The 25,635-nt window shown below is 67.5% G+C and carries 18 protein-coding genes; 13 read left to right on the top strand and 5 right to left on the bottom strand.

Annotated elements, in window-relative coordinates:
• Window positions 1-127 precede the first annotated feature (127 nt).
• From G6N48_RS18690 to G6N48_RS18665, 6 genes are all read left to right on the top strand, one after another.
• Window positions 128-1,075: a hypothetical protein gene (locus G6N48_RS18690; protein WP_085268540.1), complete on the top strand. Its 948-nt coding sequence runs from the start codon at window positions 128-130 to the stop codon at window positions 1,073-1,075.
• Between the two features lie 216 nt (window positions 1,076-1,291).
• A complete protein-coding gene (locus tag G6N48_RS18685; RefSeq protein WP_085268541.1) occupies window positions 1,292-4,045 on the top strand; it encodes a RyR domain-containing protein in 2,754 nt (917 codons plus the stop codon).
• Between the two features lie 41 nt (window positions 4,046-4,086).
• Window positions 4,087-5,922, top strand: a complete 1,836-nt coding sequence (locus G6N48_RS18680) for an adenylate/guanylate cyclase domain-containing protein (RefSeq protein WP_139825707.1) — start codon at window positions 4,087-4,089, stop codon at window positions 5,920-5,922.
• Window positions 5,923-5,998: 76 nt separating this feature from the next.
• Complete coding sequence (locus tag G6N48_RS18675; protein ID WP_085268543.1) at window positions 5,999-7,939, top strand: ABC transporter ATP-binding protein/permease; 1,941 nt, start codon at window positions 5,999-6,001, stop codon at window positions 7,937-7,939.
• A 205-nt stretch (window positions 7,940-8,144) separates the two neighbouring features.
• A complete protein-coding gene (locus G6N48_RS18670) occupies window positions 8,145-8,939 on the top strand; it encodes a class A beta-lactamase-related serine hydrolase (RefSeq protein WP_232066654.1) in 795 nt (264 codons plus the stop codon).
• 85 nt (window positions 8,940-9,024) lie between these two features.
• Window positions 9,025-9,510 carry a hypothetical protein gene (locus G6N48_RS18665; protein ID WP_139825708.1) on the top strand — a complete coding sequence of 162 codons (486 nt, stop codon included), beginning with the start codon at window positions 9,025-9,027 and terminating at the stop codon, window positions 9,508-9,510.
• Between the two features lie 10 nt (window positions 9,511-9,520).
• On the opposite strand, the gene G6N48_RS18660 is transcribed toward G6N48_RS18665, so the two are convergent.
• Window positions 9,521-13,987 (bottom strand): nSTAND1 domain-containing NTPase, encoded by a 4,467-nt coding sequence (locus G6N48_RS18660; protein WP_085268546.1) that lies wholly within the window; start codon window positions 13,985-13,987, stop codon window positions 9,521-9,523.
• Between the two features lie 377 nt (window positions 13,988-14,364).
• Here G6N48_RS18660 and G6N48_RS18655 point away from each other — a divergent pair, with 377 nt between their 5' ends.
• The 3 genes from G6N48_RS18655 to G6N48_RS18645 all read left to right on the top strand — a co-directional run bounded on the left by G6N48_RS18655 (window position 14,365) and on the right by G6N48_RS18645 (window position 16,144).
• Window positions 14,365-15,012: a dTMP kinase gene (locus tag G6N48_RS18655; protein ID WP_161494192.1), complete on the top strand. Its 648-nt coding sequence runs from the start codon at window positions 14,365-14,367 to the stop codon at window positions 15,010-15,012.
• Window positions 15,013-15,024: 12 nt separating this feature from the next.
• Window positions 15,025-15,594: a 5' nucleotidase, NT5C type gene (locus tag G6N48_RS18650; RefSeq protein ID WP_085268548.1), complete on the top strand. Its 570-nt coding sequence runs from the start codon at window positions 15,025-15,027 to the stop codon at window positions 15,592-15,594.
• 64 nt (window positions 15,595-15,658) lie between these two features.
• Window positions 15,659-16,144, top strand: coding sequence for a RyR domain-containing protein (locus tag G6N48_RS18645; protein ID WP_161494193.1), 486 nt, complete (start codon window positions 15,659-15,661; stop codon window positions 16,142-16,144).
• 71 nt (window positions 16,145-16,215) lie between these two features.
• Here G6N48_RS18645 and G6N48_RS18640 read toward each other — a convergent pair whose 3' ends face one another.
• From G6N48_RS18640 to G6N48_RS18630, 3 genes are all read right to left on the bottom strand, one after another.
• Window positions 16,216-16,962, bottom strand: a complete 747-nt coding sequence (locus G6N48_RS18640; protein ID WP_085268550.1) for a hypothetical protein — start codon at window positions 16,960-16,962, stop codon at window positions 16,216-16,218.
• The gene (locus G6N48_RS18635; protein WP_085268551.1) at window positions 16,959-18,083 is read right to left on the bottom strand and encodes a patatin-like phospholipase family protein; all 1,125 of its coding nucleotides are present in this window, start codon (window positions 18,081-18,083) and stop codon (window positions 16,959-16,961) included. The genes G6N48_RS18640 and G6N48_RS18635 overlap by 4 nt, the downstream gene beginning before the upstream one ends.
• A gap of 82 nt (window positions 18,084-18,165) precedes the next feature.
• The gene (locus G6N48_RS18630) at window positions 18,166-19,953 is read right to left on the bottom strand and encodes an NAD-binding protein (RefSeq protein WP_085268552.1); all 1,788 of its coding nucleotides are present in this window, start codon (window positions 19,951-19,953) and stop codon (window positions 18,166-18,168) included.
• Between the two features lie 609 nt (window positions 19,954-20,562).
• Here G6N48_RS18630 and G6N48_RS18625 point away from each other — a divergent pair.
• The 3 genes from G6N48_RS18625 (at window position 20,563) to grrM (ending at window position 23,558) form a co-directional block, all read left to right on the top strand.
• On the top strand, window positions 20,563-21,729 hold the full coding sequence (locus tag G6N48_RS18625) for a sulfotransferase family protein (RefSeq protein WP_085268553.1): 1,167 nt from the start codon (window positions 20,563-20,565) through the stop codon (window positions 21,727-21,729).
• 340 nt (window positions 21,730-22,069) lie between these two features.
• A complete protein-coding gene (locus G6N48_RS18620; RefSeq protein ID WP_161494194.1) occupies window positions 22,070-22,234 on the top strand; it encodes a hypothetical protein in 165 nt (54 codons plus the stop codon).
• 46 nt (window positions 22,235-22,280) lie between these two features.
• Window positions 22,281-23,558 carry a cyclophane-forming radical SAM/SPASM peptide maturase GrrM/OscB gene (gene grrM / locus G6N48_RS18615; protein ID WP_161494195.1) on the top strand — a complete coding sequence of 426 codons (1,278 nt, stop codon included), beginning with the start codon at window positions 22,281-22,283 and terminating at the stop codon, window positions 23,556-23,558.
• Here the strand turns inward: grrM and G6N48_RS18610 are convergent.
• Entirely contained in the window at window positions 23,466-24,611 is a 1,146-nt protein-coding gene (locus G6N48_RS18610) for an aKG-HExxH-type peptide beta-hydroxylase (RefSeq protein ID WP_085268556.1), read from the bottom strand. The genes grrM and G6N48_RS18610 overlap by 93 nt on opposite strands.
• Before the next feature lie 153 nt (window positions 24,612-24,764).
• Between G6N48_RS18610 and G6N48_RS18605 the strand changes: the two genes are divergently transcribed.
• Window positions 24,765-25,598 (top strand): Stf0 family sulfotransferase, encoded by an 834-nt coding sequence (locus tag G6N48_RS18605; RefSeq protein WP_085268557.1) that lies wholly within the window; start codon window positions 24,765-24,767, stop codon window positions 25,596-25,598.
• The last annotated feature ends 37 nt before the right edge of the window (window positions 25,599-25,635 follow it).

Here is a 25,635-nt window from a genome sequence, read left to right as displayed (position 1 = left end):
ACTGTCGCTCAGCGCGACCCTGGTCGGATGTTCGTCGACGCCGCCGAGTTCGACGAGTTCGCCGCGGCCTCAACGAGCTCCTGAACTCGCGCCCGCGACCGTTTCCCCGGCCGGCCCGGCGCCGCTGGTGAGCGCCATCACTTTGCCGTTCGAACCGGCGCATCTGACCTTCAGCGCGCCGGGCAACAAGCTGTATGCGATTGGCATCGAAGGAGATCCGCCGGTGTTGCGGGCCTACGCCGTCTCGCTGTCCGACCCACCGGGGCCCATCAAGCGGTTCGACACGCTGATCGGTGACGAACCCGAGCACATCGTGGTCAACGACAGGCTCGGGAGGGGATATGCGCTCCTGGCCGCCGGAGTGCTCAAGGTGTTCAGCACCGACTCGGACACCGTGGTGTCCACGAGCCAGAAGCCGTCCTGCTATCCCCAAGTGCTCGCGATCAACCCGGCGAGCGGCATCGTGTACGGCGGCGGAATCTCCGACAAGGGCGAGTGCCTCGTCGAATTCGACTCCGACGGCCGCATCGTCGCCGACAACGACGTGGCGCCGAACGCCCACGACAAGAATCCGCTGGTGCAACGAATCGCGGTGGACCCCGGCACCGGCGACGTCCTGTATACGAATCCATCCAGTGTCGGGCGCGCGGACCACACGCTGACGGAGGAATGGCGCACGCCGGTCAACGGTCCGGGCGAGATCAATGACCTGGGTTTCGAACCGACGACCAATACCGTGTACTTCTCCGTGGGCGATTACCCGGTCATCTCGGCCACCAGGATTTCGGTGCTCGACGGTCAGAACGGAAAGCAAAGGGGTGCGCTCAGCGGCCCGGGATGGGGCAGCGGATTTGCGGCCCCCGGCGATGGGCGACTGTTCGCCGCGTTCTACAACTCGAGTGATCTCTATGTGCTCGCCGGCGCAACGAGCACCATGACCGCATTCGCTCCACTGGCCAATATCGCCGCGCTGAAACCCGCCGATTCCAAGTATCTGGAGCTCGACGTCGCGGGGCGCCGATTGTTTGTCGGACTGGGTAATGACGCGAACAAAATCCTCGTCTACCGATATTGAGCGCGCCTCGATTTCACTCCGCACCAAGCGGCTTCAATTTCGACCTCGGACAAAGCGGCCGGCTTGCGGCGGATTGCGATCCACATATCGACAACCCCGACGATGCGCATAGTGCACGGGCGGGGCGAACGATTAATTCGATGCACATGAAAGTTCGTGCCACACTGTGTTGCGGCTGCCGCTGCTGACGGGCGAACCCAGACGTCGGGAGGTCGTGTGACGCGCCGAGAAAAGGCCTTCATGGTGTTGCGGCGCGCCCTGATCGCCGCGGTGTGGACGTCGGTGGCCTACCTCTGTCTGGTCGCGGCGTTCTCGTGGGTTCCGCCGGTCTGGTGGTTCGGCCGTCCGGGCTCGGTGGCCACGGAGATAGTGGTCGGGGCGGGCCTGACCGCGGTGTGCGTGTCGAGCTACCGCACACAAGATCGCGAGCGGCCGGGCGCCCGGCCCGCGGGGGTGATGGCGATCCTGCTCACCTCCAGTGCCGCGCTGGCCTTCAGTTCGTTCTCTCGCTGCCACGACCCGAAGAATCTGCCGTTCGTCAGCGCCATCGTCTGGGCGCTGGGAACCGTTCGGGGCCGCTCGCAGGGGTACTCCGCGGCCAACGGATGCCCCCGCGTGACGCCGGTCGCGTTGGACATCGCCGCGATCGCCGGCTCGTTCGTCCTCTACGTCGGACTGATCGCGATTTTCGTGTCGGTGTTCTCCACCGAAGTCGACCGGATGCGCGTGCAGGTTGCGCGCTCGGTCACCGCGGTCGTCGACTTCGACAACGATTCGCGGTCGCTGGTCACCGCGGTCGCCCGCGCGGTGAGGAAGGACAAGAGCCAGCTGGCGCTGATCGTTTCCCGGGGCCAGCTCAACGCGGTTCGTGACCTGCGCGCCGAAGGCGCCCGCGTCATCGTCACAGATCTCGACAAGCTCGGCAGCCTCGAGCTGCTGCCGTTGTGGAAGAAGACTCGTCAGCTCTATCTGCTCACGGCAAGCCCCACAACGAATCTGCACCGTCTGGCGGCCATCGAAGCGCGATTGCGGGCAGTGACCAACAAGCAGCGACTGCCGCTGATCGTGCGCATCGACGATCCCTGGCAGGCCGAGTCGTGGCGTGCTCAACGGCTGGGGGGATCGGACCCCCTGTGGGGAGCGAGCGCGCTCGGCATCTATGAAGTGACCGCCGAGCGGCTTCTCGACCGCATCATCGCCACCGGTCAGACGACCCGCGTCATCACTTGCGGCACTTCGGGGTTGACGCTGGCGTTGTGTGCTGATCTGAGGCGCCGTCAGATCGAGCGCGGCTATTACACCGCACCCAACGCCCCTGAGCTGCCGTCGCTGACCATCGTGGCGAAGAACGCCGACGAGTATCGAAAAGACATCGACGTCTATCACCGTGCGCTCGGTTACTCGGCCACCGACCAATGGCTGACCGCGGTGAACGAGTTACCCGCATTCGCATCGTTGGTCGGCGTGATCAAACCCGAAGACGATGGCGGGCCGGCCAAGGACGGCGAGGCCGGCGCGCGCCGCGGCGACAAAGCGCAAACCCAGCCGCCGGATGGTGAACCGGCGACCGGCCGTGCCCGAGCCGGCGCCGACGAGGGGGATACCAACGGCTCGAAGGGGCTACACAGGCGGGCGCGCACGTTGACGCAGGCCTGGAAACTGATCGCCCTGAGGGCGTCGCAGCGTTGGCAGACGCCGAGCCGCCCGGCCGCAGCCGATCAGAACGGCCCGGCTGTGTCCGCCGTCACGACGGGGGAGGTGACAGCTCACGGCGACGGTCACCGCGCCGCCGACGAACCGGGGCACGCGCCAACAGAGCATCGCGCCCAGGACGCACTCGAAAGTCACTCACCACCCGGCCCGGACACCGAAAATCACGGGGCCGCTGTGATTTTCGCGCTGCCGGCGGGCCAGGCTCAAATCGACGCCATGCTCGGCACCCGCCTGGCCGCCCGGTTCCCGACGATGCCGATCTTCGTGCAGGACCCCAAGATCGACCCGCGTCAGGACACCATTGCTCCGTTGGCGGGCCAGTTGCACACATTCCGCCTGGCCATGAACGTGCCGTACGGCCGGGGCCACGACCCCTGGGAACGGGCCGCGATGCTCATCCATGAGCGCTATGCGGCCCAGGCCGGTCACGACTCCGACGTCACCAAACCGTGGGCCGAACTGGACGAGTTCTACCGCGGGTCGAATCGGCGCGTCGTGCGAAACACGCTGTGGATGGTGGAAAAGATCGCCAGGCACACCTGGGACGCATACGGTACGGCGCCCGATGAGCCGGTATCCGCGGAGCTGACGCAAGCCGCACCGCTGCAGCGGCTCGCCGTCATCGGGTTCGACCGCGACACCGCCATGGCGATGGCCGAAGCCGAGCACGAGGACTGGGCCCGTTACCTGCGCAGATACGGATGGCGCTACGGACCCACCCGGGACAACACCCGCAAGCGGCGCCCCGATCTGGTCCCGTGGGCGACCCTGGTCAGCAGGAGTCCCGAGAAGGTCGACGGTGCCCTGGATTTCCTGGCCACCACGTTGTATTCCCTGCGCGAACTGGGCCTGCGGTCCCGGCCCCTGTGGCAACGCTACCGGCGGATCGGCGACGTGACCGCGAAGCGGCACATCAGGGGTTGGACTTGGACCACGCGGTCGGGGGAAGCGATGCGGGCCCGCGCCGGGGATTGGGAGGTCACTGACGGCGATGGCAGCAGCTGGCCGTTGCGCAACAAGGCCTTTCGCTCGTCCTATGCACATCTCGGAGAGAACCGATGGCGGCCGAAGGCCGACGTGTTCGCCCGCGCTGCGCGTGACGGCGAAATTGTCGGCACAGTCCTAGGCCAGTCCGTCGCGACCGCGTCGGATTGGGTCGTCGAGGGTTGCCAGGGCGAGCGATGGGTGGTTCCGGGCGACGAGTTCGCCCGCCATTATCAGCCGTCGAACCCGGATGCCACACCGGCCGGCGGTTGATCCGATTGGAGGGGCGTATGTCCGATACGCAAAGCTCCCCCGTGACCGCCGATGCCCGGCTGGCCGAGGTGGACACCTTCTTCAACCAAGGCGAATTCTTCCGCGCCTACGACGTGGCGACCGACGCGCTGCAAGTGTTTCCCGGCAATGTCGGTCTCGCCCATCGGGCGGTACTCAGCCTCGCCAACGCGGGCGCGACCGCACTTGCGCTCGGCAAGTTCCACGAACTCGGCCTCGACGGCCGGCCGGAGACCGACGTCGCAAGCCTGCTGGGCCGGCTGAAGAAAGACCAGGCCTTCGCCGAGACGGGCGAGGCCCGCTCGGCGCTGTTTCGCGAGGGCCGCGCCCTCTATGAGAGCGCCTTCCGCACGGCCGCCGCCGCAAACGACCCGGCGGCCTATTACCCGGCCGTCAATGCCGCCACCCTGGCCCTGTTCGCCGGTGACGCCGACGCGGCCGGCCGGCTCGCCGGCGAGGTGCTCGAACTTCTCGCGCCGCGCATGGCCGACCCGGCCGCGGCCGGTGCCGCCGATCGCTATTGGGTGCTGGCGACGGCACTCGAGGCCAATCTGGTCAGGGGCGACCTCGACGCGGCGCGCGGGCTGGTCGACCGGGTGGTCGCAGCTGCCGGCCGCGATCACGCCGCCTTCGCCACCACCGGCCGGCAACTCGCGCGCATCGCCCGGATCAAGAAGCTCGACTCCAGCGTGCTCGGCGCTTTCGAGCCGGCCACCATCGTCCATTTCCTCGGCCCGACAACCGCGCTGTCGCCCGGTCAGAACAGGGGGCTTTCGGCGGTGCACGCGGCAGCGCTCGCCGGTCGGATTGCCGCTCTGCTCAACGGGATGCGGGTCGGCGCCGCCTATGGCTCGCTGGCCTCCGGCGCCGACATACTGTTCGCCGAGGCGCTACTCGAACACGGCGCGGCCCTCAACGTCGTTCTGCCCTTCGCCATCGACGACTTCGTCGCACATTCGGTGCGCCCGGCGGGTGAGTCCTGGGTCAAGCGCTTCGAGGCCTGTCTGGCCGCGGCCAAGACGGTGCGCTTTGCGACGGAGGACGCGTATCTGGGCGACGATCAGCTCTTCACCTACGGCAACAGCCTGGCGGAGGGCCTGGCCTGCCTCTGCGCCCGCCATCTGAATGCCCCGTTGACGCAACTGAGGCTGGACGGCGCCGTCGACGACGACGCGAGCCCGGTCAAAATCGTGTCGATCGGCCCGGGCGGCATCGCCGGAAAGCCTGCGCCGCCGCACCGTCCGAAGGTTGCCCGGGGACGCCGCGACACACGAGCGATGCTGTTCGGCGACATTCACGGCTTCAGCCAACTGACCGACGTTCAGCTTCCGGCATTCACCGAGAAGGTGATGGGCGCGCTGGGCGTCGTAACGCGCCGCCACACGCGGCACATTTCGTTGATAAATACCTGGGGCGACGGCATTTACGCGGTCTTTCGCGATGCCGACCGCGCCGCCGCCTGCGCACTTGACATGCAGGACGCGATGCGCGCGGTCGACTTCGGGGCGGCCGGACTGCCCGAGACCCTCAAGTTGCGCCTCGGTGGTCACCTGGGGCCGGTCTATGAGTCGGTCGATCCGATCACCGACCGTCCCAGTTGTTATGGAGCCCACGTCAGTCGCGCCGCCCGCATCGAGCCGATCACACCGGAAGGCTGTGTCTATGTCACGGAGACGTTCGCAGCCGTGCTGGCGCTGCACAATGCCGGTCAGTTCTCGTGCGACTACGTCGGCAATACGGAGATGGCCAAGCACTACGGCCGGCTCCGGATGTTCCTGCTCCGCCGCGCCGACGGCAAAGGCCCAGCCGTACTGGGGAATATCGAGAGGGTCGCGGACATCGCCGCGGTCGACAAGTGATCCCGCAAGCTTCGCCCGCCGCCCCGGCATCGGCGACAGCTGCGCCGCAAGGTGATCCGGCAAGGAGAGTTGTCCGTTGAACACATATCGGCCATCCATCAACTGGGGGGATGAGCTCGTCGGCTCGCTGGTCTGGGTCGCGAGCGTGTGGGCCATCAGCGCGTTGTGTTTTCTCCTCGTCGCGGTGCTGATCGCCCGATACACCGTTTGGGGCGCGCAGTTCTGGCGGATCACCGGCGACTACTTCCGGGGGGCCGGGAGCCTGCCGGTCTGGGGGACGCTACTCGGGTTGTTGGCCCTTGTGGTGGTCGCGGTGCGCATCGAGGTGCTCCTGAGCTACTACAACAACGACTTGTATTCGTCGCTGCAGATCGCGTTCCAGGGCGCCGCGGCCGGCAACGCCGCGGCGCGCAACGCCGGCATACACGGCTTCTGGGTAGCCATAGCGACGTTCTGCGTGATCGCGACCGTCCACGTCGTCCGGGCGGTGGTTGACCAATACGTGTTGCAGCGGTTCATCATTCGCTGGCGGGTCTGGCTCACCGATCGCCTGGTCGGCGACTGGCTCACGGGACGGGCCTATTACCGCGGCCGCTTCATCGACCACACGATCGACAACCCCGACCAGCGCATCCAACAGGACATCGACATCTTCACGGCGGGGGTCGGTCCGGGGCCCGACCGCCCCGGCTTTCGCACCGTGAACACCTTGGCGTTCGGTTCGGTGGAGGCCGTGCTCACGGTGGCGGCGTTCGGCGGGATCCTGTGGCGATTGTCGGGACCGCTGGCGCTGTTCGGTGTGTCGATCCCCAGGGCGATGTTCTGGATCGTCATCGCTTACGTGCTCGGCGCCACCGTGGTTTCGTTCTTCATCGGGCATCCCTTGATTCGGTTGAGCTTCCGCAACGAGTTGTACAACGCCGCTTTCCGTTTCGCGCTGGTGCGGTTGCGTGACTCCGCGGAGGCGATCGGTCTCTACGGCGGCGAGACGGCCGAAAAGACATATCTTGCGAACCGGTTCTCGGCGATCATCGAGAACTTTCGCCGCTACGTGCGCCGGACGGTGGGGTTCATGGCGTTCAACGCCGCGGTTACCCAGACGATCAACCCGCTGCCGTTCGTCCTGCAGGCGCCGCGGGTGTTCGCCGGGGCGATCAGGCTCGGGGATGTCACGCAGTCGATGCGGGCGTTCATCGCGGTACAGGACTCGTTGTCGTTCTTCCGCAACTCCTATGACTCGTTCGCCAGCTACCGCGCATCGATACTCCGGCTCAACGGCTTGATCGACGCCAACAGGAAGGCCCGTGATCTTCCAGAGCTCACTTCGGGTGTCAGCGACGACGGCGCGCTGCAGCTTTCGGGTGTCGAGGTCCGCACGCCGGCGGGTGTCCAACTGATCGATCCGGTGGAGCTGAGGCTGCAGGCCGGTGAGTCGTTGGCTGTCGTCGGTCCCTCGGGGAGCGGGAAATCGACGCTGCTGCGCAGCCTCGCGCAGCTGTGGCCGTTCGCATCGGGCACGGTGCGCCGCCCGGGTGCAGAGGCCACCGACGTGATGTTCGTATCCCAGCTGCCGTACGTGCCGCTGGGCACCCTGCGCGCAGTGGTGTCCTATCCCGCCGCTGCCGGCGATTTCGCCGATGACGCGCTGCGGGCCGCGTTGACGAAGGTGGCGCTGGGGCATCTGACCGACTGCCTGGACCAGGTCGAGGACTGGGCCAAGGTGCTCTCGCCCGGCGAGCAGCAGCGGATCGCTTTCGCTCGAATCGCGCTCTTCCGGCCCAAGGCGGTGTTTCTGGACGAGTCCACCTCCGCGCTCGACGAGGGGCAGGAGTACGCCCTCTACGAGATGCTGCGCGCCGACGAGCCCGACCTGATCGTGGTGAGCGTGGCCCACCGGCGAAACGTCGTGCGGCGCCACGACCGATTCCTGCACTTGCTGGGCGGGGGTGCGTGGCGGCTGGGGGACATCGACGAGTGGCGCGAGGCGACTCCCGCGGCCTCCGGCGCCGCCGACTGAGGCACTCTGCAAGCTACCGGCAATGCCGGGCTCGAGTCGCGCCGGCGGGTAGCGTGTCGGTGCGCGCTCAAAGCAAGTAAGTCGAACCCGGTCCGGCCGTGATCGCCAGGAGGTCGCGGCTCGGACCGGCGCGTCCCGCCGGCGTCGCGCCGACCATCCGCCTACAGGGGCCTGCGTGGTCGGCGGGCGTCGCCACGCTGTCCGGTTGGTCGCGGCGCTTCTCGGAATCGGCGTCGTCACCGCCGTGCTGGTTGCCGACAACGGTGTCAGGCCCGGCAGTCTCGCGGCTCTCGTCGGTGACTTTCCGGAATTGCAGAGCAGCGTCGATGCCTCGATCGGCATCGCACTGACGCCCGTCGGCGGGCGGGGCGCGGCGCTCGAACTGGGGGAGTGGCGCAGCGGCCCGGCCTGGTCGACGATGAAGGTGCCGTTGGTGATCGCCGCGCTGCGCGACGAGGACAGGCCGGTCGTCTCCGACGAAATGACCGTAGCCATCACGCAGTCGGATAACGCCGCGGCCGAAGCGATCTGGGCCGGCCTGGGGGACCCGCCGACCGCCGCCGGCAAGGTGGAAGCCGTCCTGTCCGAAACAGGCGATCCCACCCGCGTCCAATTCCGCAGAGTGCGCCCGGAGTACAGCGCGTTCGGACAGACAGACTGGTCGCTGCCCGACCAGGCGACGTTCTTGGCGGCGGCGGCGTGCGATCACCGCGACGCGGCGGTTTTCGCGCTGATGGGCCGGATCGAACCCGACCAGCGCTGGGGTCTCGGCACGATCGCCGGGACACCGTTCAAGGGAGGGTGGGGGCCGTCCCCCGCGCACAGATACCTCCAGCGCCAGATGGGTGTGATCACCACCCCGGCAGGTTCGAGCGCGGTGGCCCTGGCCGCCGAACCTCACTCGGGCGCTTCGGTCGACGGCATCAGCGCCCTCAACCGGATCGCCGCCTGGCTGCGCGATCACCTCGTGATGCTGCCCCGTGGGCATTGCCCCGGGTGAGAACGCGGGACGTGCGGCCAAACGTGTTCCGTAGGCCGGCGATCTCGGCGATACTTGACGCCAACCCGATGTAACCGGAGGCGCGGTGGCTGATCTCGAGCCTGTGGGGACCGACGGCCCGACGCGGCGCCGGCGCAGCGCATCGCGAGCCGCGCTGCTCGCGGTGCTCCTCGCGATGATCGGCGCCGGCGGTTTCCTCCGCTGGCAGATCGTGACGCAGCACCCGTCCGCACCTACCACGGCACCGTCCGCGCTGAGCGCCGACGAGCCGGTTCCCCCCGGCCTGCTGCCGCCGGGCGCGTTGGGATGCAAGCGGATTCAGACCGACGTTCGCGTCCCGTTCAACGCGGGCGCGCGTGGGACCCCGACGACCTCGTGTGCATTCGTGGAGCAGGTGCGCAAGGAGTACTCGGTGAAGAGCACGCCGACGTCGGGCCCCGCGGAGCTGCAGACCGTGAGCCCGGCGACCTTCAAGTGGTACAAGCTCGCCTGCTTCAGCTCGGGCACCTTTGCGACGTGCACCGGCGGAGCCGCGGCTGTCGTCTACCTCTACAACCGCCCGGCCAATTAGCGGGTATCGGCTAATCCTGCACTTCTTTTGGGGTGGGCCGCAGTCCGGGACACAACCCACGATAAGGAATCTGCGGCGACACCCACGACTGCCAGTTCTTTTCGCTCATCGTCGTGGCCAGCTTGGCGCACAGCGCTTCTGCGGGAGATACCCTGCGGGGATTCGGGTTCGGCCAGATTCGCACCGTGCCGTCGACGCTGCCGGAGACGATGAAAGCGGTGTCGGGGCTGACCGCGACGCTGACCACCTGCGCCTGGTGCCCGGTGAACGTGTACTGGCTTGCGCCGTCAGCGGTCCACAGCCGGACGTCGTAAGGGTCGAAGCTGCCGGCCACGATGAGGTCCTGGGAGGGGTCGGTTGATTGAGAGGTGAAGGCGAGGCCCATCACTGCGTCGCCGATTTGCGCGGGACCTCTCAGGGGCGTGCCGGTGTCGGCATCCCAACGTTGGATCACCCCGACGGCCGCCGCGAGGTTGGCTGTGCCCCAGTCGGTGCTCCCGGTCGCCAGCCGTCGGCCGTCGGGACTGAAGGCGACCCCCAGTACCTCGCCCGGTCGTCCCGCCGCCAGATGGTGTTCGTTGCTGAACGGTTGCGGCAGCTCGGCCGCGGCGTTCTTCTCCCAGACCTCGTGGCCGTCCAGGTCCCAGAGGCGCACGCTCCCAGTAACGCCGCCGGAGGCCAACCGGTCGCCGCGCGGACTGAATGCGACATCGAAAACGATTGCATGGTCCTTATTTTCGAGCGGCCTGGGACGCCCGGACGGAAGCTCCCAGAGCGTGACCTGCCCGTCGATCGCCGCGGAGGCCAGCAGATGATCGTCGGGGCTCACGGCGATGGCGGTGATCGGCAGTCGCGAATCGAGGATCCCGACGGCGTCGCTGGTCGTGTTCCACAGCCGGATCTTCCCGTCGGCGCTGCCGGAGACGACCGTGTCGCCGGCGTGCTCGAAGGCGACGCGGGTGATGACACCCGCAGATCCGGGCATTTTCTTGATCTGTGTTCCGGTGTAGGGGTCCCACAGGACGACCGCGCCGTCCACGCCCGCCGACGCGATCCGGCTGCCACCGGGACCCATGGCCACGCTTGTCACGGGACCCGCATGCCCGACCAGGGGTTCCTGATGTGGCTGACCGATCACGGCGTTCCAGAAGCGCAGCGCGTGTTCGTTTCCGCCGCTGATGATTTCGTCACCGGTCATTGCCACGCTCAGGACCAGTCCCTGATGTCCGATCAGGGGATCGCCGATGCGTTGCCGCCGCGCGACGTCCCACAGCTGGACCGTCTTGTCGTTGCTGCCCGAGACCAGCTTGGTGCCTTCCGCGTTGAAGGCGACGCTGGTCACCGCCGCCGTGTGCCCCTGGGCTCCGTGTGTCGGTGACTGCCACTGCCGGCCCAGTCGCTCGCTGTCCCACAACGAGACCGTGTTGTCGGCGCCACCGGAAGCGACGAGGTGGTCATCCGGGCTGAACGCCACGCTCATGACGCCGTCGCGGTGCGCGTCCGGTTGTGTGACCACGGGCGGGTTGGTTTCCCCGGGCGCCACCTTGGCGACGTCCCAGATGCGCAGAGATCCGTCGGCTCCGCCGGCGGCCAGTCTGTCCGCGGCGTGGTCGAAGGCCACCGTGAAGACCGCTCCGGCGGGTTTCCAGCCCATCCGGACCGCGCCGGTGCCGTCGGAGTTCGACAGGTCGACGAATCCGTCGACACCGGAAGAGGCGAGCAGTCGGCCGTCGCGGCTCAACGCGACGCCGCTAACGCGTCCCTGGTGGGCCTGCGGGTCCGAGCGCGGCATGGGCTGCGGGTCGGTGATGTTCCAGACCTGGACGGTCCCCTCCTCAGTGCCGGCCGCCACGACGCGGCCGTCGGCGCTGACGGCGACAGTCGTCAGGTGCTCTGCCGCCGCGGGCAGGAACCGGCAGCCGAAACTCTCACGGTTCGGTTCGAGACGGGTCGTCGCGCACGCGCCGTTGCGCAGATTCTCCAGCCACTGCGCGGCGCTGGTGTCCCAGATGCGCAGACCGTCCCGGTCGGCCACGGCCAGCCGGTGGCCCGCTTCGGCGACCGCGACACCGACCACCGGGGTGGAACCGTTGACGATGAGGTCCGTGCTGGATCGTTTGACGAGGGCGTCGAGAAGGGGTTCGTCATCGGGGCGTGTGGCTAAAGCGTTGGCCGCCAACAGCTCCTGGAACGCCTTCACATCGTCGCCGGTGTTGGCGGCGGTCGCCGTGACGGCGTTGCCCGCAGTGCCCAGGCTCGCCCGGGCCTGGGAGACCAGCTTCTGGACCGCCGCGTCCTGGGCGTTGCGGTGCGCCAAACGCTGCTCTTTGACCTCCTGGAACGACGCGATCACGGCCACCACCGCGACCAGCACCGTCGCCGCCAGCACGGCGCGCAACACGCGCGAACGCCTGCGCAGAACCACGGTGTGGGCGTGGGCTTCGGCGGCGCGGGCCTCGGCTGCTTCCTTGGCGTCCTTCTCGGCGGCAGCGAGCGTTCTGGTGGCCGCGAGTTCGGCCTCACGCTTTCGCCTCTCGGCGTCGATCCGTTCGTTCTCGGCGGTGCGGCAGGCGGAGAGATACTCGCTGTCGGAACCGTCGAGATTCGCTGCGAGATCCGGCCGTTGACTGAGCCGCTCGGCGGCCGCGAGTCGGTCCGCCGCGTGCACGAGCCATGCGGCGCTGCGGCCGGCCTTGACCCAGTCGCGCGCCGAACATTTGACGCCGTCCAGTACGGCCAGCAATGCGGCATCCTCGGTCAGCCAGCTTCCCAGCTGGCTCCACTGCCGAAGCAGTGCCTCATGGGCCGGCTCGATGGTCGTTTCGCCGGTGCGGGCCAGATCGATTGTCAACAGCCGCTGTTCGACGAGGTTCTGCAGGAGCGGCCGGCAATCGGCCGGGATCTCCGACAGCCGGGCTACGCGACGCCGTGGCGCGCCGGTGTCGGGGTCGATGTCGGCAAGCCACGGAATGAGCCCGCGGCGCAGCAGCGCCAGTCGGGCCGCCAGATCGTCGGGGGTGGGCGCGGACGTCTCGGCGGCGAGCGCCTGCTCGACGGCTTCTTCGATCGAGCCCTGGATACCACCCAGGCTGCGGTAATCGGCGACGGTGAGGCTTCGGGTCCCTTCGTTCTCGAGGTACAGACGTTCCAGCGTGAAGCTGAGCAGCGGCAGCGCGTCCTTGGCGACCCCGGCCTCGATGTCGCCGAGAAGTGTCGTGACGAGCGGGTCGTCGATTCTCAACGGCCGCGTCGTCTCCGCCAGTCTGGTCGCGGGGCCCTTGATCACCTCGGCATAGGAGCCCCGCGGCATGGGCCCGAGATCGAAGGGGACTTTGCGCACATCCTCGAGGGCCTTGGCTTCCTGCAGTTGGGAATAGGAGTCGGATCTGATCGCGATCACCACGATCAGCGCGAGTGTGGTGTCGCCGAGCAACTCCTGGAGCAGGGCCAGGAGTTGATCCGACTCCGCATGGCCTTCGGCGCGGAACAGCTCCTCGCCCTGGTCGATCGACAGGACCAGTGCGGGCGGCCTGGTCGGGGCGTCACTCTCGCCCGTCTCCGGTGTCGCCGCGACGACGAGGTCTCGCAGGACCGGCCGCAGCGACAGAGCACCCTCGTTCACCGCGGCTCGAAGTTCGTTGCGCGACAGGCTGATCCGCGCGGATCGCCGCGCGACCTCCAGCGCCCGCAGCAAGCCGGTCTCGCCGGTGATGGCCGCCCGCTGCGGCCGCACGATCGGCAGGGGCAGAAAGTCCCTGTCGTAGCGGGCTATTCGCGCGAACAGACCGGCGCGCAGAAAGGACGATTTGCCTGCGCCGGAGGCCCCCAGGAGCACCATGAGCCGCGGCGCCGACTCCTCGCGCATTCCGCGCAGCAGGTCGAGCGCTTCGAAGATCGGGCCGTCACGGCCGAAGAAGATCCCGGCGTCGTCGGCCTCCAGCGCCCGCAGGCCCCGATACGGCGCACGGTCCTCGTCGCCGGGGGGCGGCCACTCGAAAAACCGCGGGTCCAGGCCCGCCTTGACCAGGCCGCGGCGCAGCCGCTTGAGGCCTTCGCGCGAGAAGGTGACGTGGCATTCCTCCTGGGTCCGCGGCAGCGTGACGCGGAACTGGCGGTGATCGCGTCCCGAAGCCAGATCGACGACTTGCCAGGAGTCGCTCAGCTCGGCAGGCAGGTCGGCGGGTTCGAAGGTATCGAGCAGCACGCCGAACAGGCGCTTGTCCAACTTCCGGGCGAGTTGAAGTTCTTTGAGACACCAGTGCGATCGCAGCCACGCCCCGGTCACCAAGAACAGCACGGCTTCGCAACGGGCTGCCGCGTCGTTGAGCGCGCGCTCCCAACGCTCTCCCGCGGTGATGCCCCGGTCGGGGTCGAGGTCGAGGAATACGTCGTCCCAGCCTTCATCCTTGAGCCAGTCGCGCAGACCGACGGCGAGGGCGTTGTCGACGCTGGAGTGGCTCAGAAAGATGCGGGCCATCGTTCACCGGCCCGCGTTCGCGCCGCACGCGGAAGCGGCCGCGGCGCCGAAGTCCGGGCTAGCAGCCCGGACCGCCATCGTTCGATCCGAACATCGGCGACTTCCCGTCGATCGATTCACTCACAGCAACGCCACACAGATCACCCGGGCTGCCGGCCCTCGTCAGCCACGACCAACGATAACGGCCTGCGTGGGCCGGCGGAAGTGAACCAGCAAACCTCCTCGACGAGGCGGCGGGGTGCGCCCGACCCTTTGCTGCCGGCCCTGCGACGCGATACGGTGCATGCGCGCAGAAAGGTCGGTTATGCGGGTCGCGCGGTGCGGTTGTCGGTCGGCGAGTTCGCCTGGACAAGAACGGGTTACGGCAGGCTGACCGGGTGGCAACGGCACCGTGGATCACGATCACCGGGCTGGACGGCTCGGGCAAGACGACGCTGCTGCAGACCCTGGCCGAGGCGCTGGGCGGATTCAGTTTCCGGTTGCCCTACCACTCCTTCGTGCGTCAGTACCTGGACATGTCGGGCGACGGGTCGGCGTTCGGCGATGTCCACACGGATCGTCTGTTGTTCGCCGCGGACGCGCGATTGACCGACACCCTGATCCGCCAGTGGCGTCGGCAGTATCCGCTGGTGCTGTCCCAGCGAGGCTGGATGGACAACTTCATTTTCGGCGCGGTGCAAGGCGTCAGCTACGAGCAAGCCGACTCGCTGCTGCGGCCCGCGGAACTCCAGCGCCCCTCGGCCATCATCTACCTGACCGCCGACCCCGACGTCGCCTACCGCCGGATCGCCGCGGACGAGAACGGCGACAAGTACGAGACGCCGGAATTCATCGCCGAGCAGCACCGGCAAACCGCGCGATTCTACGACTGCGTCGAGGCGGGCCTGCCGATCCTGGCGCCCTTCGCGGGCATCCCCGCCACCTTGATCGACACGACGGCGAAGACGACCGCGGCAACCTACGAGCGGGCCCGTGAATTCCTGGCCGGCGCCGTGCCGCCGTCGGACCACCGGCGCCCCCAATGACACAATCGTCGAATGGCAAGGCCTGGCCGCGGTAGCGTCGTCCTGGTCGATATGGACGGCGTCCTGGCCGACTTCGACGCCGCGGTCCTCGACCGGCTTCCGCCGGAGATCGACCGTGTGGCCCGAACCCATTTCCACCTCGCCGAGGACTACCCCGAACACCTCGCACACGTCGAACTGATCACCAGCCACCCACGTTTCTTCCTCGAGCTGCCGCTGGTGGACAACGCGCTGCAGGGTTGGCAGCGCCTGCTCGACGCCGGCTACCGGCCCCGGATCTGCTCGGCGCCGCTGTCCAGGAACGAACGGTCGGCCCAGAGCAAAGTCGCCTGGCTGCGAACACATTTCGTGCCTCGGTTCGGGGAACAGGTAGTCCGGGAGGCGATCATCGACAAGGCCAAATATCGGCACGACGCGCTCGCCCTGATCGACGACAGGCCGGACGTCGACACCAACGGCGGTGCGGCCACGTGGCGTCACGTCGTATTCGACCGTCCCTACAATCGGCAGTCCAGCGCGACCCTACGGCTACGGGGTTGGGATGATCCCGATCTCGTCGAGATTCTGGAAGCCGCGCGCTGAGGCACCGGACCGCCGTTGCGCCGGCTTCGCCTCAACCTGCGGCAACGACGGTATCGTTGAGCCGATGTGGAGCGGCTCGGTCGAACCGATCGCGCAGGCCATTCACCAGCGTTGGCGCAGCGAACGGATAGGCGCGGGCCAGCCCGCGCCGACGTGGGAAGAGCTGGACGAATCGCGTAAACAATCCAGCCGCAACCATGCGCGGGACATCCCCGCCAAGCTCCACGCCATCGGGTGCGACATCGCGCCACTGGGTGAGGGCGGGTCGCACGACTTCGCCTTCACCGAAGGGGAAATCGAGAGTCTCGCCGCCGCAGAGCACGTTCGCTGGATGCAAGAACGCCTGGCGGACGGTTGGACCGCCGGCGACAACGACCCCGGCCGCAAGACGACCCCGTATCTGGTGCCCTTCGACCAATTGCCGCCCGACATCGCCGACTACGACCGGATCCTGGTCCGCGAGATCCCGCAACTGCTGGCTTCCGCGGGCCTGCGGATCGTCCGGCGGCCGGGGCGGTTGTCGCCGATCCATGTCGAGTCGTTCCCCTAGGCCCAGCGCCGGCGCACCCGCGGGGCGGAGCCCGATGCGCACGAGCATTGTGCGGCAAACACTTCGGCGCGTCAGGCGTTCGCCGGCCCGGCGAAGGTCGCGGCGAGCAGCTCAGCCAGGGCCGCGGGCTCGCCGACAGCGACCGAACTGACCAGCCCGGACGCGACCAGCGCCGAGGTGCGGTCATCCGTTGATGCGCCGGCGAGCGCGGCGGCGAGCGCCTCGGCCGTGCCCCCCGAACCGGAGATCACCACCACCGGGCGGCCGGCGCCGACGCTGTGCTCGACGTCGCTGTACGCGATCTGCCCACCGTTGACCAAGACCGTCAGGGATCGCGCCGAGCCCGCGAGCGCGGTCGCGGTCCGGGCGATCCACGGCGCCTCCGCGCCCCACTGTTGGCCGGGCACGATGAGGAAGTGCGTGTGATGAGGCTCCAGTTCCGGGTGGACGCCCGGGCGATCCTCTTCGGTCGACAGTCCCAGCGGGCCGGCGGCCAGCACCCCCACGAGGGGAAACTGCGCCCGGCTTTCCGCGCGCGCCTCCCCCAGCAGCCGCATCACGCCGACCCGGGTGCCCCCGTCGATCGCGACCGCCCCGGACTCCTGCAGCGCCGGGACGATGCCGGTGCCGAACACGGGGCGCAGGCCGTCCGTGCGGGCGTCTTCCAGCCCGGCCGCACCTCCTGCGACCACCAGGGTCGGCCGCGGCGGGCGCAGTCCCAGCGCGTCCAGCGCGTCTGTCAACTCGCCCACCGTGCCGACGCGCACCGCGGGCGCCGTCACCGCGCCGGAGAGCTCGATACCGAAGGGGGTCGTCACCGGCGTGCCTGGAGAAATCCGGCGAAGTGCTCGAGGGCCACCTGACCGGCCGCCGCGTGGCCCACCCTGCGCAGATCGCCGACGTGGGTCACCGAGTCCAGTCGTTGCACCTGCTCGGGGATCACGTCGTGCAGGCCGAATTCGTCCAGTCCGGCTCGGGACAGTTCGGCGTTATAGCGCACGTAGCTGAACAGTCGCCTGTCCGACAGACCCGGTGAGGCGATCAGGTCACCTATCTCCAAATCGATCGGGGCGCCGTGCCGGCACCGGCCGAACACCCGACAGAGCAGGTCTTGCTCGGTGAGCGCGGCCTGCATCAACGCCGCCGGCACGGAGTTCGCGTTGAACAGCAGATTCATCGCGCCCGGTCGCAGGCGGTCGTCGGCCTTGGGGCACGTGCCGGTGCCCACCGAGACCAGCAGGAGGTCGGATTCCGTTGCGGGCCAGGCCAGCCGGTAACTGTCGAGCGTCGCCATCAGGAACAGTTGGAACGCGGGGTTGTTGTACATCGTCAACGCCCCGTCGACGAAGACGAACTCGCGCCCGCCGACGCTGACGATCTCGGGTGGGAAGTAGGTCGGCGCCGCGGTGCTGGCCCGCACGAGTTGCCACAGCGGGATGGCCATGTTGTTGTCGGGTCGGCCGGGGTCGTTGAACACCGCGCGGGGGTTGTTGCTCAGCGGCCAAGGGGAATCCGTGGTGGCGTTGCGCACCACGATGAGCAGCAGCGTCTTGAGGTCCGCGCTGCCCAGCGTGGTGTCCTCGCCGAGGATGCTCTGCAGTACGCCTCTGAGCCGCCGGCTGCCGTACCGGTAGTAGTAGCGGCGCCGCAGCGAGGCGTGGTCGAACATCTCTTCACTGCGCGTCGTGTAGAGATCCAGCAGCTGAGTCACGCGCAATCCCTTGGCCAGACCCGCCGCGATCACCGCGCCCGTGCTGGTCCCACCGATGTAGTCGAAATAGTCGCCCAGCACGAAGTCGTCGTCGGCGCCGAGCTGTTCTCGTAGCACCGATTCCAGGCGTTGCAGTATCTCCAGGGTGATCACCCCCCGGATGCCGCCGCCGTCCAGGGCAAGCAGTTTCTTCGGCCCCGGCGAGTTCATCTTGTCCCGGTAGGGCATGTGACCTCCCATCGTGTCGCGGGTGCCGCGCCAAAGCGGTCGTCGGGGCTTCGGGGGCGTCGGCGATCGGTTGTGCGCGGGCTCACGACGGGGGGGCCCGCCTCGCGCTCGTCGGCGTCGGCCGGTCGGTGCGAACGACCTCCATCCCGGCCAGGCAGAGGATGCTCGGGATCGCACGGGCGAAGATCCGGTCGGTTTCGGCGATCCGGGGGTATAGGGAAACCAGTCTGTCCCACGACAACAGGTACGGAGTCTGCTTGCGCCGCTTGGCTTCTTCTACCATTCGTTCCCGCTCCCGGGGGTCGCTCACCTCGGGCATGTCGATCAGCGTCCAGCCGGCGGCGATGCGTTCGTCGTTCCAGCGTTGATGCTCTTCGATCGCCAAATCCTCGACCTCTTCGGCGCTGAACTGGAAATCCGTTGCCTCCCAACTACGTAAGGGGGTGATCGCACAGTTGACCATGCGCAGTTTGGCCGGGAGGTCGCGCGCCTGGGCGCGGCTGGATTCTCGGCGCGGCTCGTCGAGTTCTTCCCACGTGAGGGCCGGGCGTCCCGCCGCCAATTGCTCTCGACGCCAACTTTCGTGGATGGCTTGGGCCATCGACTCGAACGAGCCGCTGCGCACGAGTTCGACGGTGCAGGTTCGTTCCATCGTCGGGAACACCTCGATGTTGGCGAGCGGCCCGGTCCCTTCGGCCTCGGTCACGTCCCCCAGCAGCCCGGCCACCCCGTGCGGGCGGGACAACGCCACGACGACGGGGCAGCCCGCAGGCAACGCATGGCGCAGCTTCAGGGCCGCCTCGAACGCGTCTTTGTCTTGGTAGGCAGTCACGTAGGCCCAGCCGAGGGCGGGAACGTTGCGATGGCGGTGGTGCTCGGTCAGATCGGCGACGTTGCGGGTAGTGGTGGAGAAGGGGATGAATTCGCAGACCTTCTCCAGCGCCGAGTGCTGACCATGCAACATCTCGATCCGTTCTTGCGGGTGAGGATCCAGCACGGTCACGATCAGCTTGTCCGGATTGTCGCCCCGCGCGTCGTGCCAGGCGCGTGCCGCGTGATAGACCAACCAGACCCCGAGCGGATCCAGGTGCGCTATGAGGATGTGCGGTTGGCCGTGGCCGGTGTCGAAGGGGTGTTCGCGCAACAGCAGCCGCGCGCTGATTTCGTCGATGTTGAAGTAATCGACCGACAGTTGCGGATCGCCGCGTTTGAGTTCCTGAATCCACAGCAGCACGCTGTACCCGGGGTCGCTGATGCGAGCCAGGCAGCCCGGTTGGTGGCTGCGCCGGCCGGGCAGTTCGCGCCAGGTCGCGACGATTTGGGTGTTGACCGCGTCGTCCGCGGAGACCACCAGCACGCGTGTGGCGCGGTGAGCCCGGGCCGCCTGCAAGGTTTTCAGCCGCTGGGCGTCGCCGATGATGACCGGTACACCCATGCTGCGGCAAAGACCGATGTGGGGATTGGTGGCGTCGACTTCGATGGCCACCACCGGAATCTGATCCTGTCGCAGGCGCCGCAGGAACGCGAGGCCCACATAGCTGCCGAGGCCGCACAGCACGACGTGGTCGCGCATCAGCGGAATGCGCATCTGCTGGACGCGATCACGAAACAGCGAACTCACCGCGCTGAGGGTGGCCGACCCCGCGACGATCGGGGCCAGGTATCGGGCGACATCGAGCTGCCACGGCAACCCCGCCGAGGTCGGGCCGTTGAAGACGAAATTCTGCAGACTCCAGTAGATGACGTCGCTGACGGGATGGCGCACAGCCGGAAACTGCTGACGAAACACCGACCACCAGCCGATGCAGCCGAGCGCGAAGGCGGCCAGACCGGCGGCGATGAGGACGTACCACCGGTAGTCGGAGAGCACCAGCGCAAACCGTCGCCATGCGCTTCTCAATGGCCGGTCGGCGAGTCCGTCACGATCGTGCAGCGCGCTTCCCAGCCCCCGGGCAGGTCGGGGTAGGGACGGCAGCCGGGCCGGAAGGCTCACGTGGACGGCTCGCGCTGGTCGGGCACGGGTTGACCGGCGATTCCGCGCGCAGTCGACGCCACGCCGAACGCGACGGATCCACACCCCGCCCGGATCGGCGGCCAACCCGCCGGCATGACGGCGAGCGCAACGAATTCGATTGCACCGCTTGGCCGTTGCCGCCTACAGCCGGGTGCGCGGACCGATGCCTCCGCCCGCGTCGGAGTGCCCATTGCAACCCCCAGCTTGGTTTTCGTCCACGATGACAAGCCGACTGCAGCGCATCGGGAAATCCTGGTTCGGCTGCCGACAGTCTGGCAGCAGACTCAACAATTGCGCTAGTCGGCGCCTGGTTGCCCCTGCCCCTGCCCCTACCCCGGCGGATGCGGAGCAACGACGCCCTCGCCCCTCTCGCCGAGGGCGCTCGCCGACCACGCCGAACGAGTCGGTGTACTTTGACCGCATCCCCCGGCCCGGCGCCGCAAGAAGGTGACTTCGGAGCAACCTATGGCATTGTCATCTCCCGATGTCGCCGGAAGGCGTTACCCCAGCAGCGCGACGCTGATGGCCGGGGCGATGGCCATCTCGGGTCTGTCCGACTTCGGCCCCGGCGACTTCCGCGAAGGGCTGGATGTGCTGCTGGACAGCCTCGAGCACGACGCACATCTGGAGCCGTCCGCCCCAGAGCGCGTCGCCCGAATCCTGCTCCGGCGTTTGGTCAATCGGCTGGAGGTCGAGCAGTGGTACCGCAGCCATCCCGAGCTCGAGGCCCTCACCGTGCGCGGCCCCGTCGACATCGTCGCACTACCGCGCACCGGCACGACGGCGTTGGCCAACATGATGTCGCTCGACCCGGCGTTTCGCTGCCTGCGCGGTTGGGAGCAGGCCAAGCCGTGTCCGCCGCCGATCCTGGGCCGCGAGGCGCGGGATCCGCGACGGCTGAAGTTCGCTGGGCGCATCGATCGCATGAGCCCGGAGGAGAAGGCCTTGCACCTCAACGAGCTGGACGCCACCAGGGAGGACGCCGACCTGCTGAGGATGGCATTTCACGACCAGAGCTTCGGCTGGCCGGTCCACCGCTACCACGCCTGGTGGCGCAGCGCCGACCCGACGGCGGCCTACCACTATCACCGTCGCGTGGTCGTACTGCTTCAGTCGCGACGACCGCCCAACCTGTGGCTGTTCAAAGCGCCGCACCACCTCTTCCACTTGGAGGCGGTCGTCAACGCCTACCGCGACGCGAAGTTCGTCATGACGCATCGGGATCCGGCGAAAGTGGTGCCTTCGTATGCCAGCTTGTTGGCGCGTTCCTCCCGGGCGGGCGGCGGCGAGCAGCACATGCACCGGTTGGGTCGGGAGGTGTCCGAGCACCTGCGGATCGGCGTGCGAAATGCGATCGCCGCGCGTGAGCGCCTCGGCGAGGACCGCTTCCTCGACCTGCATCACCACGAGTTGGTGCGTGACCCCGCCGGAACTCTGCGGCGGGTCTACGACTTCCTGGGTATGCCGTGGCCGCAAGAGGTTCGGCGTTCGGTCGAGGCCTGGCAACGAAGGAACAGGCCCGGCGCCTACGGTCCGCACGACTACACCGCCGAACAATTCGGCCTCAGAGCCGCAGACATCCGCAGGGACTACGACTTCTACATCGAACGGTTCGGCGTCAAGACGCAATGATGAATTCGCGCTGCGGGGTTCGAGCGCGCCCGCGGGCCAATGGCGTCGGGGTCGCTGCACGTGGCGCGCTTCGAAGGCGCCTCGTCCCTGGGCGGGCGGATCGCCGGCGTCCCTTGGCTTGCCGCCGGGCGCTTTGCTGACCGCGTAGATAACCCATTGACAAACACGTCCGGCGGGTACGAGTATTACCCCAGCTACTTTCCGTCGGGTTTGTTGGCTCGATGGTTGAACTTCCAGTGGTGGGAGGTTCTGAGGATAGCTTCCTTCGGGCCTTAGTCTACGGCCGTACGTGCCTGCCCTGACATCGTTGTCGCCCAGACCAATTCGATCGGAGATCGCTATGACCATTCATGTGGAAGACACTGTCGACATAACCACGGCAACCCGTATTCGCCGAATCAGGTCGGCATTCGCGGACGCACGCGGCGCGGTCGACCTCAAGGATGCCCCACAGGACCTCGTCGCGGGCTTCGACGAGGTCGAGTTCGACGAGTCAGTAGACTAAGCCTCGACGGTCGACATGTGTCCGGTGCGAAACGAGGATTTCGCCGGTGGATAACGGGGATGCCCTCGACCCCGTTCGCCTTCTGATTCTCCAGGCTTCGCCGTTCTGCAATATCGATTGCACCTACTGTTACCTCAGCACCCGCTCGCAAACAAAGCGGATTTCTTTCGATACCGTCGAGGCGATCGCGAAGTTCCTGCGCGACGTGCCGGTCAAATCGCCGCCGCTCACCGTTTGCTGGCATGCCGGAGAACCCCTGGCCGTTCCGATAGCGTTCTACGAACGTGCGTTCACGTGCTTCGCCGAGATGCCGGGGGCCCCGGCGGTGCGGCATTCGTTCCAAACGAACGCCACCCTGATCACCGACGACTGGTGTGATTTCTTCAAGCGCTGGTCAGTGCATCTCGGTGTCAGTGTCGACGGTCCGCGTGAACTCCATGACTCGCAGCGGATCGATCGTGCCGGCCGGGGGACCTTCGATCGTGTCATGCGCGGAATAGCGAAACTTCGCCAACATGATGTTGCTTTCGGCGTTATTTCGGTCCTGACAGAGCGGTCTCTGGGTGCGCCCGACGATATGTGGGAGTTCTATCGCTCCAATGGCATCAGACGCGTCGCATTCAATGTCGACGAGGGTAAAGGCGTGCACGAGGAGTCGTCACTGACGGCGAGTGAGCACCTGTCGGCATTTCGCGACTTCATGTCCCGAATTGCGGATCTACAAGAGAGGGACCCCGCAATCTCGGTCCGGGAGCTCGATGGCATGCGCCGCCATCTCAGCGCGTCGCCGGACACCGACGTCACCAAAACCGACAACAGACCCGGTGCCATCATCAACATCAATTCTGATGGCGACCTGACAACATTTTCGCCGGAATTGCTCGGTCAGGTGCACCCCAGGTACGGCCGTTTCGCGTGGGGCAACGTCCACAAAGATTCGTGGTCTGACTTCGCGGGGAATTCGCAGCTCCGGCGAGCGCGCGCCGACGTCCAGGCCGGCGTCGAGCTCTGCCGGCAGCAATGCCCGTACTTCGCTGTCTGCGGGGGTGGTTGCCCGAGCAATAAGCTCGCCGAGCACGATACCTTCGTCGCGACCCAGACCATGAAGTGTCGGTTCAAAATACAGGCTGTGGCCGACGTGGTCATCGAGAGGCTCGAGCGCAGAATGGGTCTCGACGTACCCTGCTCCGATTCGACCGGGGCCCCCGCGCCGTCTGTGATACCGCGGCCGTCACCCGAAGCGCGACAACACCCGGTCCTGGATCGACTCGACGGCGTCGACCACGTCCGCTCTGATGAGCGCGCGATTGTCACTGCCGAGTAGGTCGAGCAACGGCGGCCCTACGAACCCGCCGAGCGCCCGATCCCTCCGGCAGCGCGCCCGATCGCCGTCGCCGAAGGTTTCGCCCTGACGAGCGAGATCCCAGAAATGCACCAGTCCATACCAGACGAAGCATGCCTGCAGATAGGAACTGAGTTGAAGGTGTGCACCCGTCCATGGGGACACGACCCGCTCGCCCGGCCGATATGCCCGAGGATCCCGAACTCCCCACGACACCGGATAAAGCGCCATGTAAAGCAGCGCGTGAATGGCCTCGTGGACGAGAGCCTCGGCGTGGGCGACATGGCCGGCACCGGCGGCATGTGGGTTTCCGATCACCACTCGGCCGATGTATTGCCGGTACGAGCCGGACGAGAATCTCGTGCGCGCAGTATCGCACCGCGGCACGATCACCTGGACGAATTTCGCGACGAAATCCGCGACGGCCTCGCTCGTGGCCGTGATCTCCTCCCAGGCGACGGTGATCCGATCGATGACCGTGGGCCGGACTGCACCGCTCAGCGACCCGAACCGCGCCGGATCAGCGCCGCCGGTGGGCAGGTCGTCCGTGATGTTGGGGCCGTCGAAGTCCAGGGGCGGCAACCCGGGAACACCGACCCCACGCAGGATTTCGCCGCTCCGCAGGACTTTCACGTCCCCCAGCGCTGTCCACGCGTCGCAGTCTGCTCGCTCTCTGCCGCTGATCACCGCTTCGACGTGCAGGGCTCGGTCCAAGAATTCCAACGCCCCGCGGGCGCTCGTGGCCGGCTGCCAGAGCAGGCGGCTGGTGAAGCAGGGAGACAGAGCCACCCGAAGGAAATCGGGGGACGGCACGGATCGCAGTTTGGCGGCGAGATTGCCGACGAAACCGTCCTCCGGTGTTCGATCATCGTCGAGGGCGCGGTGCAGTGTGTTGCCGACGAGCGAAACGTAGTCGTCGAACACCGGGTCGAATCGCCCCCGCGAGACGTCCTCCCACCGCAGCGCGTCGGGTAGGAGGTGAACCTTGGACGCCGGGAAGGCTTCCGGCTCGACGGCCGGTCGCTCACCAAGCATGTGGCAGCCCCTTCCGCGAAGCCGAACTGCGAAGCACCGTAGCAGGATCTGTGGTCGCCGCGAGCCACAAAGCCCGCTGCCGGGAGCGGGTGCGGTGGCGCGCACCCACCGCGGGATCGTCGCCGGCCGGGCAGACAAACGGGCACTGCTCGCGTGGCCGGCGGTGGCGCGGAATACTTGGAGCGTGTTCGCCGCCCCAACGCCGCAGGCTGCGTCGAGGATGAGCGGGCGCTGGAGGCGACCGCGCCACTCGGCACCGCGGGTGGAGCCGTGAGCGCATCGAAGGCAACGGAATGCACGTACGTCATTGCGACTAGCCCGCGATCGGGCAGCAATCTGCTCTGCGAGGCGCTGGCGCACACGGGTATTGCGGGTAGACCTGCCGAGATCGGGCTGAAGTTCCGCGGCGATGTTCCCTTCGACGAGTATGTGCCCGCGAGGATCAGGGAGTTCGCGACCGACAACGGCGTGTGCGGGGTGAAACTGTTCTGGGGCCACCTGCAGGTTCTGGTACGCGCGGGCTGCGCCTCGGGCGACAGCGACCAGGTACTCGAGCACTTCTTCCCGGGGGCGCACTACATTCGCCTGATTCGACCTGATCGACGCGGCCAGGCGATTTCGCTCTACCGCGCATTGGCGACCAACGAGTTCAGGCGCAGGCGCGGCGTTGTCAACCCGAACGCCGCGGGGCCCGATCCGGAATTCGACGGCGAAGGGATTCGCCGGTTGGAAAGGATGTTGGATCGCCACGAAGCCTCCTGGGATCAGTCCTTTCATCGCCGGGGGATCACGCCGCTTCTCGTCGACTACGACTCGCTGGTCGAACATCGCTGCGATCAGGTCGCCCGCGTCCTCGGCTTCATCGGACAGGATCCCGCTGCCGCGGCCACGATTCCGGCTTCGCTGCTCGTGCGCCAGGCCGACGCCAAGACGGTGAAGTGGCGAAAGATGCTGGACGCCGAAGACGCCCTCGTCGGCGCCGACTGAACAGCCGGTGCACGGGCCGTGCACGGGAACGGAACCG

Source organism: Mycobacterium parmense (assembly GCF_010730575.1).
Classification (GTDB): Bacteria; Actinomycetota; Actinomycetes; order Mycobacteriales; family Mycobacteriaceae; genus Mycobacterium; species Mycobacterium parmense.
The sequence above is the reverse complement of the archived record's forward strand: the minus strand, read 5'-3'. Positions and strand labels throughout refer to the sequence as shown.